The following is a 2,989-nucleotide window of genomic DNA, read 5'->3' on the forward strand; positions in this document are numbered from 1 at the left end:
GGGCATTGGCCCGGTCGCAGCCGGTCAGCTCAACGAGCAGGGCATCACCACCTTTGCCCAGATCGCCAAGCTGAGCGACAAGGACATCGCCCGCATCGACGAAGCCATGCCGTTCAGCGCCGACCAGATCTCGGACTGGCGCGACCAGGCCAAGGCACTCGCGAAGTAATCAACCGCCCGTTCGGGCCCTGGCGGCCAACAGCCGCAAACAGACAATCGCCTTTGTAGGCGGAACAGGAGCAGACCCATGGCACACAAAAAAGCTGGCGGTTCCACGCGTAACGGTCGCGATTCGAACTCCAAGCGTCTCGGCGTGAAGAAGTTCGGCGGCGAAGCTGTGATTTCAGGCAACATCATCATTCGTCAGCGCGGAACCAAATGGCATCCGGGCACCGGCGTCGGCATTGGCAAGGATCACACCATTTTTGCCGTGCAGCCGGGCAATGTTGACTTTCGCAAGACAGCCAACGGCCGAACCTTTGTATCCGTTGTGGCGAAAGCCGAAGCAGCGGAATAAGCCGGATCGCATTTTGCAAGCCGGTGTCTCATCGACCCGGCCTTTGCAGGCATCCTCCGGACTACCGGAAAATGGACAGGGGAGATGGGACACCATCTCCCCTTTCTTTTTGTCCAAAACCGGAGAACCACCATGAGACACGACCCCGATAGCGAACCAGACTGCTGCCCTGTCGGCAGCCTTGAGCGGCCGCCGGCTTTTGATTGCCCGGTTCTGCTGACCGAAACCCTGGTCCTGCGCGCCCCCCACGCCGAGGACATCGACGCAATTGCCATTCTCGCCGACAATCCGGCCATCGCCACCATGGTGTCGCGCATCCCGCACCCCTATGGTCGCGCTGATGCCGAGACCTTCGTGCGCACATCCGCCAAACGCGGGAATGGCAATTGCGTCTACGCCATCACCGACGCCGAGACCGGACAGCTCTTCGGCTGCTGCTCGCTGGAAACCGGAAATGACGGAAGATCGCTTGAACTGGGCTACTGGATCGGCGAGCCGTTCTGGCGCCGCGGCATTGCCACCCAAGCCGTTCATGCGCTGGTCGACATGGCCTTTCGCACCCGCGAAATCGACCATATCGACGCCCGCTGCCGGGTGATCAACCCCGCCTCCCGCCGGGTGCTGCAAAAAAGCGGCTTCCAGTTCCAGGGCAGCGGCATGATCAACATTCTCTCGATCAATGCCAGCGCAGCTGTCGAATGGTTCCGGCTTGACCGCAAGACCTGGATTTCGCTGATCGGTTGGTCGAAGGACAACAAGCTGGCCGCGCTTTGAACGGCGCGACAGCGCCTCATCCGATCGCGGTGATCGCAATAGGCTTTGACCTCCGGGCCGGAGCCGTTTATCGATGCGCCCGAGGCCGGTGGCGCAATCCAGACCGGCCAATGCAATTCCGCCAAGGGCGGGAACCAGGTTTCCGTCCGGAATTGCAGATAAACAAACTGATGCAATAGTTCCATGTCTCCCAGGACGATGGCAGTATTGCAAACATGTTCAAAGCCTGAATCGGTCAAGCCAGATGAAGTTCCTCGACGAAACCAAGGTTTATATCCGCTCCGGTGACGGCGGCGCCGGCAGCGTCTCGTTCCGGCGCGAGAAATACATCGAGTTCGGCGGCCCCGATGGCGGCGATGGCGGCCGTGGCGGCGACGTTTGGGTGGAAGCCGTCGACGGCCTCAACACGCTGATCGATTATCGCTTCCAGCAGCATTTCAAGGCCAAGACCGGCGGCCACGGTATGGGCCGCAACCGCACCGGTGCGGGCGGCGACAGCGTGACGATGAAAGTGCCGGCCGGAACTCAGATTTTCGAGGAAGACAACGAAACCCTGATCTGCGACCTGACCGAAGTCGGCCAACGCTACCGGCTTGCCGCTGGCGGCAATGGCGGTTTTGGCAACGCCCACTTCAAGTCCGCCACCAATCAGGCGCCCCGTCACGCCAATCCGGGTCTGGAAGGCCAGGAAAAAACCGTCTGGCTTCGTCTCAAGCTGATTGCCGACGCCGGTCTGATCGGCCTGCCCAATGCCGGCAAGTCGACCTTCCTTGCGGCCGTTACCCGCGCGCGGCCGAAAATTGCCAACTACCCCTTCACCACCCTGCATCCGAACCTCGGTGTCGCCACCATAGATGGCCGCGAATTCGTGCTCGCCGATATCCCGGGTCTGATCGAGGGCGCTCATGAAGGCGTTGGCATTGGCGACCGGTTTCTCGGCCATGTCGAGCGCACAAGAGTGCTGTTGCATCTGGTCTCCGCACTGGAGGAAGATGTCGCCAAGGCCTACCGCACCGTCCGCCATGAGCTGGAAGCCTATGGTCATGGCATTGCGGAGAAGTCCGAGATCGTTGCGCTCAGCCAGGTTGATGTGGTTGACGCCGAGGCCCGCGCTGAAAAGGTGCGGGCACTGAAGAAGGCGGCGGGACGTGCGCCTTTCGAAATTTCCGCCATCACCGGCGAAGGCATGACCGGCGGCTTGCGCGCCCTGCGCGACATCATCGTTGGTGCAAAGGCCGATGATGCGGAAGCCCAGGCGGTAAAGAATGGCGGCGTGACGGGCCCGAAAGACTGACCATGGCCGCCCCACGCAAACCGGTATCCGCGCACAGGCGCATTGTCATCAAGATCGGCTCGGCGCTTCTGGTCGACCGCGACAGCGGCCTGAAGACCGCGTGGCTGGAATCGCTCTGCGCCGATATCGCCGAACTCAAGCGGTCCGGATCCGAGGTGCTGGTGGTGTCTTCCGGCGCCATTGCCATGGGTCGCACGGTCCTGGGGCTCTCGAGCGGCTCATTGCGGCTTGAGGAAAGCCAGGCGGCCGCCGCCGTCGGACAGATCGCGCTCGCCCGGGCCTGGTCTTCGAGCCTCTCCGCCCACGCCATCGTCGCCGGACAGATCCTGCTCACACTTGGCGACACCGAGGAGCGGCGACGCTATCTCAACGCCCGCGCCACCATGGCCGAACTGATGCGCTAC

General features: G+C 62.2%; 4 protein-coding genes and 1 pseudogene. All 5 read left to right on the forward strand.

What is annotated here, in order from left to right; genetic code table 11:
• On the forward strand, window positions 1–169 hold a 169-nt coding region (locus ABJN75_RS00560), incomplete at its 5' end, for a DUF4332 domain-containing protein (RefSeq protein ID WP_348435828.1).
• Window positions 170–247: 78 nt separating this feature from the next.
• Entirely contained in the window at window positions 248–517 is a 270-nt protein-coding gene (rpmA, locus tag ABJN75_RS00565; protein ID WP_348435822.1) for a 50S ribosomal protein L27, read from the forward strand.
• A gap of 132 nt (window positions 518–649) precedes the next feature.
• Window positions 650–1,291, forward strand: coding sequence for a GNAT family protein (locus ABJN75_RS00570; RefSeq protein WP_348435824.1), 642 nt, complete (start codon window positions 650–652; stop codon window positions 1,289–1,291).
• A 244-nt stretch (window positions 1,292–1,535) separates the two neighbouring features.
• Window positions 1,536–2,585 (forward strand): GTPase ObgE, encoded by a 1,050-nt coding sequence (obgE, locus tag ABJN75_RS00575; RefSeq protein ID WP_348435826.1) that lies wholly within the window; start codon window positions 1,536–1,538, stop codon window positions 2,583–2,585.
• A gap of 2 nt (window positions 2,586–2,587) precedes the next feature.
• Window positions 2,588–2,989: pseudogene (locus ABJN75_RS00580) on the forward strand (glutamate 5-kinase); the annotation flags it as partial.

This window comes from Hoeflea sp. (assembly GCF_039975035.1).
In the GTDB taxonomy this organism is placed as follows: domain Bacteria; phylum Pseudomonadota; class Alphaproteobacteria; order Rhizobiales; family Rhizobiaceae; genus Hoeflea.